Annotated in this window: 7 protein-coding genes; 6 read left to right on the top strand and 1 reads right to left on the bottom strand. The window is 74.2% G+C overall.

The window, feature by feature from the left end; all coding sequences use genetic code 11:
- The first annotated feature begins 132 nt into the window (after positions 1 to 132).
- From ABZU53_RS31595 to ABZU53_RS31605, 3 genes are all read left to right on the top strand, one after another.
- Positions 133 to 939: a sugar nucleotide-binding protein gene (locus ABZU53_RS31595; RefSeq protein WP_355069231.1), complete on the top strand. Its 807-nt coding sequence runs from the start codon at positions 133 to 135 to the stop codon at positions 937 to 939.
- A gap of 64 nt (positions 940 to 1,003) precedes the next feature.
- On the top strand, positions 1,004 to 1,621 hold the full coding sequence (locus ABZU53_RS31600; protein ID WP_355069233.1) for a helix-turn-helix domain-containing protein: 618 nt from the start codon (positions 1,004 to 1,006) through the stop codon (positions 1,619 to 1,621).
- A 55-nt stretch (positions 1,622 to 1,676) separates the two neighbouring features.
- A complete protein-coding gene (locus ABZU53_RS31605) occupies positions 1,677 to 2,960 on the top strand; it encodes an MFS transporter (RefSeq protein ID WP_355069234.1) in 1,284 nt (427 codons plus the stop codon).
- Positions 2,961 to 2,999: 39 nt separating this feature from the next.
- Here the strand turns inward: ABZU53_RS31605 and ABZU53_RS31610 are convergent, their stop codons facing one another.
- A complete protein-coding gene (locus ABZU53_RS31610; protein ID WP_354856044.1) occupies positions 3,000 to 3,740 on the bottom strand; it encodes a GNAT family N-acetyltransferase in 741 nt (246 codons plus the stop codon).
- 141 nt (positions 3,741 to 3,881) lie between these two features.
- Here ABZU53_RS31610 and ABZU53_RS31615 point away from each other — a divergent pair, with 141 nt between their 5' ends.
- The 3 genes from ABZU53_RS31615 to ABZU53_RS31625 form a co-directional block, all read left to right on the top strand.
- Positions 3,882 to 4,094: a hypothetical protein gene (locus ABZU53_RS31615; protein WP_007458297.1), complete on the top strand. Its 213-nt coding sequence runs from the start codon at positions 3,882 to 3,884 to the stop codon at positions 4,092 to 4,094.
- A 75-nt stretch (positions 4,095 to 4,169) separates the two neighbouring features.
- A complete protein-coding gene (locus ABZU53_RS31620) occupies positions 4,170 to 5,753 on the top strand; it encodes an AAA family ATPase (RefSeq protein ID WP_355069236.1) in 1,584 nt (527 codons plus the stop codon).
- The coding region (locus ABZU53_RS31625) for a hypothetical protein (protein WP_355069237.1) at positions 5,750 to 5,997 on the top strand (248 nt) is incomplete at its 3' end. The genes ABZU53_RS31620 and ABZU53_RS31625, both read left to right, overlap by 4 nt.

The raw sequence follows: 5,997 nt of genomic DNA on the forward strand, positions 1-5,997 counted from the left end.
TCTCCCGATCTCGTTAGCCTACCCGCTCTGCCCGCCCCCCCGGCCCCTGCTTGGGTGATCACGTGGTTTGCGTCATCATCGCCCCGCGAGATGACGCAAACCTCTTGATCGTCGGTGGGGGAGTGGGCTGGGATGCGGGTGCTTGTTGTCGGGGGTAGCGGGTTTCTGGGTCGGGAGGTCTGTCGGCGGGGCGTCAGCGCCGGGTTCTCGGTGGTGGGGACGTTTCACTCCGGGTCCGTCGGGGTGTCTGGTGTTGTCGGGCGGCGGCTGGACGTGACCGACCGGGCCGCCGTGCGCGCGCTGGTCGCCGAGGTGCGGCCGGACACCGTGGTCGCGACCCCCTACCGGTACGACGACTGGACGGTCACCGCCGACGGGGCCGCGCACGTGGCCCTCGCCGCCGCCGAGGTGGGGGCCCGGCTGGTGCACCTGTCCAGCGACGCGCTGCACGGCGGCCGTCCCACGCCGTACGCCGACGACGACCCGCCCAGCCCGGTCAACGCGTACGGGGCCGCGAAGGCGGCGGAGACCGCCGTACGAGCGACCGACCCCGGTGCGGCGCTGGTGCGTACCTCGCTGATCCTGGGGGAGGGCAGCAAGCAGATCGAGCTCTGCCGCGAGGCGCTCGCCGGTCGGGCCGTCCTGTTCACCGACGAGTTCCGCTGCCCGATCGACGTCAGCGACCTGGCCGACGCCGTGCTGGAGCTGGCGTGCTCGTCGTACGCCGGACTGCTCAACGTGGCCGGCGCGGACGCCGTCAGCCGGGCCGAGCTGGGTCTGCTGGTCGCCGAGCGGTTCGGTCTGGACGCGACGGGCCTGAAGACCACCACGGCCGCCGCCGCTGGCGTGGTCCGGCCCGGCGACGTACGCCTCGACTCCGGCCGCGCCGCCGGTCTGCTGCGGACGCGGCTGCGCGGGGTGCGCGAACTCCTGGCCTGATGTCCTGCACACTTCCTATGCACAACTATTGTGCACGGCAAGTGTGCAGAGATAGTGTGCAGCCATGAAGAACGACGAAGCGACCCCGCGGCCCACCCCGCGGGAGGTGCGGATCGACAAGCGGCAGGTCCGGGTGCTCGCGCACCCGCTGCGGATGCGGCTGGTCGGAGCCCTGCGGGTGAACGGGCCCGCCACCGCCACCACCCTCGCCGAGCTGCTCGGCACCAACACCGGCGCGACCAGCTACCACCTGCGCCAACTCGCCGAGGTCGGGCTGGTCACCGAGGATCCCGACCGGGGCAGCGGACGGCAGCGCTGGTGGCAGGCCGCGCACGACGTCACGAGCTGGGAGCCGAGCGACTTCGACGACGACCCCGACGCCCGTGCCGCGATCGAGTGGATCCAGGGCGACCAGGTGCGTCTTCTCGTCGAACACGCCGACCGCTGGTTCGCCACCCAGCACGAATGGTCCCCCGCCTGGCGGGACGCCTTCGGCATGGGCGACATCTTCATGACCATCCCGCCCGAGCGGCTGGAGGCGCTCAAGGCGGAGGTGTGGCAGGTGCTGGAGCGGTACCGCCGGGAGGCCGAGCCGGTCGACACGGCCGAGCCCGCCGACCCGCAGGCCCGCCCGGTGCAGGTCTTCCTGGCCGCCTACCCGCTGCTGGACGGCCCCCGATGAGCGCGAGGAGTGAGCCGGGTTTGCGAGCCCCGCAGTCGCGAATGGATGTGGCGTCGTGAGCGCGCTGACCGTACGCCAGGTCCGGCGTCGCTACCTCACCCTCTACGGCCTGCGCTGGCTCCCCACGGGGTTGATGATCCCGGTGATGATCCTGCTGATGCAGGAGCGCGGCCTGTCGCTGCCGCAGATCGGCCTGGTCGGCACCGCGCAGGGGCTGCTGGTGCTCGCGCTGGAGCTGCCCACCGGCGGCTTCGCCGACGCCCTCGGTCGCCGACCCGTCCTGCTCGCCGCCGGAGCGCTCAACCTCGCCTCGCTGGCGCTCTTCGCGGTGGCCGACTCGTTCGCGCTGTTCTTCCTGGTCTGGGCGTTGCAGGGCGTCTACCGGGCACTGGACAGCGGCCCGCTGGAATCCTGGTACGTCGACGCCACCCTGGCCGCCGACCCGCAGGCCGAGTACGAGCGGGGCCTCGGGTACGCCGGCACCGTCATCGGCGTGGCCATCGGCGGCGGCGCGCTGCTCAGTGGTGGCCTGGTCGCGCTGGGCCCGCTCGGGCCGGTCAGCGCGCTCACCGTGCCGGTGCTGGCCGCGATCGTCGCCCAGGCGGCCGCGCTGGCCGCGCTGCTCGTCCTGCTGGTCGAAGAGCGGCCGGCCACCGGGCTCGCGGCGCTGCGGGCCTCGGTGGTCCAGGCTCCCCGGATGATCGGCCAGGCCGTCGGGCTACTGCGGCGCTCCCGGGTGCTGCTGGCGTTGGTGGCCGTCGAGCTGTTCTGGGGCTTCGGCATGATCACCTTCGAGTCGCTGCTGCCGGTACGACTGGCCGAGGTGATCGGCGACCCGGAACGCGCCGCGGCGCTGCTCGGGCCGGCGAACTCGGCCGCCTGGCTCGCCTCGGCCGCCGGCGCGGCACTGACTCCGCTGCTGCTGCGCTGGTTCGGGGCGGCTCCGGGTGCGGCCCTGCTGCGCATCCTGCAGGGCGTCACGGTGGTCGGGATGGGGCTGTTCGCGGGGCCGGTCGGAGTGCTGGTGGCCTACCTGGCCTGCTACGCCGTGCACGGCGCGTCGAATCCGCTGCACAGTGGTCTGTTGCACCGCCAGGTCGACGGCCCGTACCGGACCAGCGTGCTCTCGCTGAACTCGATGATGGCGCAGCCGGCCGCCGCCCTCGGCGGGGTGGTCCTGACCGCGATCGCCGCCGCCGTCAGCGTCAGCGCCGCGATGGTGGTCGGCGCGGTGGTGCTGGCCGTCGCCGCGCCGCTCTACCTGCCCGCCTGGCTGGCCGACCGTCGGCCCGCTCCCTCCAGTGAGCCGACCGTGGTCCCCGTACCCGCCGACCGGTAGCGAGGGCCGCTCATCGACGCCCGGTGTCGATGAGCGGCCTCAGCCGAGGCGGATCGCGGTGCGGGACAGGGTGTCGGCGAAGCCGAGCCGGCGGTAGAGCCGCACCGCTTTGACGTTGTCCGGGTAGACGCCGAGCCCGACGGTGTCGTGCCGGGCCAGCAGCGCCCGGGTCATGCCGGCGGTCAGCGCCGCGCCCAGCCCCCGGCCGCGTTGGTCGGGGGCGACGGTCAGGCCGGCCAGAAAACCGACGTCGCCCCGGCTGCGGTCCGCGCCGCACGCCACCAGCCGGTCGCCGGCCCGGATGCCGTACCAGTCGATGACCCGTGGATCGCCCGGGCGCGTGGTGGTGTCCGGGAACGCCTCGTCGACCAGCGCCGCAAGCGCCGGGCGGTCGGCGTCGGTGAGACGTACGACCCGCTGCTCGTCCGGCTGCGTCGGCGGCGCCACGGTGGTCCAGTGGAAGTCCCAGTCGACGAACTCGGCCACCGCCAGCCGGCCCGCCACCAGGGCGGGGTCGAGCCGGGGCAGGTGCATTCGATGCTCCGGCCGCAGCACCCCGTCGGCGACCAGCGCGGCACAGATCTCCAGCACCGGCTCGGTGGGGCCGATGGCGTCCGCGCCCAGCCCGCGCTCGGGCGGCAGCAACCACAGCACGGCGCCGTCGCGCCGGTAGCCGCGCGCCGGCACGCCCGGCGAGAGCGAGTGCCTGACGAACGGGTGGTCACCGGCGGCGGCCAGGATGGCGGCCCGGTCGTGGAGCGCCTGGTCGTCGATGATCATGACGGTCAGCCTAGGAGCCGCCGTACGGGCGACCGCGCCGGGTCCGGCAGCCCGCGTGCTGTTCCACCGTGGAGATTGGCGAGTCGACCGATTGGGTACATCACGCGCCGACCTACTGGGAACCCCCACCGGAGGACCGACATGCTCGCCATTCTCGCGGCCATCGTCTTTGGCTTCGCCCTGCTGCTCGACCTGCTCAACACCGACTTCGGCGCCCCCGACCTGTTCAACTGGAACACCCTCGTGCTCATCGGCCTGCTCCTGCTCTCGCTCTACCTGGCCGGCGTCGGCAGCGGCCCGCGCGGCGGTGGCGGCGGCCGCTGGTACCGGGGCCGTCGTCCCGGCCGTGGCTGACCGAGACCGATCAGCGGTGGCCCGGCCCGCAGCGCGATTCCGGCGTCGCGGGTCGGGCCCGGTACTGTCTTCGTGATGGAGTCCGACGCTCTCTTCTCCCTCGGTGCGCCCACCGGGCCGCGCAGCGCGCCCGAGGGTCCCGCCGGTGTCGACGGCTTCACTCCGGTAGCGGACGATTCGCCCCTGCCCGTCCGCATGCGGCCCGCGAGCCTGGACGAGCTGATCGGGCAGGACCACCTGCTCGCCCCCGGCGCGCCGCTGCGGCAACTGGTCTCCGGCGGTGCCCCCCTGTCAGTCATCCTCTGGGGGCCGCCCGGCAGCGGCAAGACCACCATCGCGCACCTGGTGGCCGGCGCCACCGACCGCCGCTTCGTCGCCATGTCGGCGCTCTCGGCCGGGGTCAAGGACGTCCGGGCGGTGATCGAGACGGCCCGTCGCCAGCGCCGTTCGGGCGGCCCGCAGACGGTGCTGTTCATCGACGAGGTGCACCGGTTCAGCAAGACCCAGCAGGATTCGCTGCTCGCCGCCGTCGAGGACCGCACTGTCACGCTGCTCGCGGCGACCACCGAAAACCCGTACTTCTCGGTCATCTCACCCCTGCTGTCGCGGTGCGTGCTGCTCACCCTGCAGCCGCTCGACGACGACGCCGTACGCGGCCTGCTGCGCCGCGCGGTCGCCGACGAGCGCGGCCTGGGCGGCACGCTCGCCCTGACCACCGACGCCGAGGACCACCTGGTCCGACTCGCCGCCGGTGACGTCCGCAAGGCGCTGACCGCGCTGGAGGCGGCGGCGGCCTCGGCCACGGCGCTCGGCACCGGGCGCATCGACCTGGCCACCGCCGAGCAGGCGGTCGACGTGGCGGCGGTGCGCTACGACCGCGACGGCGACGCCCACTACGACGTGGTCAGCGCCTTCATCAAGAGCATGCGCGGCTCGGACGTGGACGCCGCCGTGCACTGGCTGGCCCGGATGCTGGTGGCGGGGGAGGACGCCCGGTTCATCGCCCGACGGCTGGTCATCTTCGCCAGCGAGGACGTGGGCATGGCCGACCCCACCGCGCTGAGCGTGGCCACCGCCGCCGCGCACGCCGTGGAGTACGTCGGTCTGCCCGAGGCGCAGCTCAACCTGGCGCAGGCGGTGATCCACCTGGCCACCGCGCCGAAGTCGAACTCGGCCACCACCGCGATCGGCGCGGCCATCGCCGACGTGCGGGCCGGCCGGGGTGGTTCGGTGCCCCGTGGGCTGCGGGACGCGCACTACGCCGGCGCCCGAGGGCTGGGCCACGGCACCGGGTACCGCTACCCGCACGACGACCAGCGCGGCGTGGTCACCCAGCAGTACGTCCCGGACGACCTGGTGGGCGTCGACTACTACCAGCCCAGCCCGCACGGGGCGGAACGGTCGGTGTCGACGCGGCTGCCGGTGCTGCGCCGGATCATCCGCGGGCTGCCGGCCCCGCCCGCCCGCCCGGAAACCCCGACCGCCTCCTCGCCCGCGACAGCGGGCCCGTCGGTGGCGGCCCCGACCGCCGGGTCACCGGTAACACCGCAGCCCGCCCCGGCGCTTGTCGGTCGGAACGGCAAGCCGGCCACGGACGCGGGCGGTCCCCGCACGAAGCAGGACAGCGGCACTGACGCCGCAGGAGAGGGTCAACAGTGAGATCGCGTGGTGCGGACCGTCCCGACGAGGGCCCGGACGAGCGGCGTGATCCCCGCGCGAAGGGCCGCCGCTGGGGTCGAGGCCGAGCCGAGGCCGAGCCGGAGGAGCCGGTGGCCGGCGAGGAGTTCGGCTGGATCGACGACCTGCGCTCGGCCAAGCAGCAACGCGGCGAGCTGGGCCCGGACGGGGCCCCGGCCGAGCCCGTGCCGCCGCGCGGGGGCGCGTCGGCGCCGCCGGACGCGCC

Source organism: Micromonospora sp. NPDC005194 (assembly GCF_040608335.1).
GTDB lineage: Bacteria > Actinomycetota > Actinomycetes > Mycobacteriales > Micromonosporaceae > Micromonospora.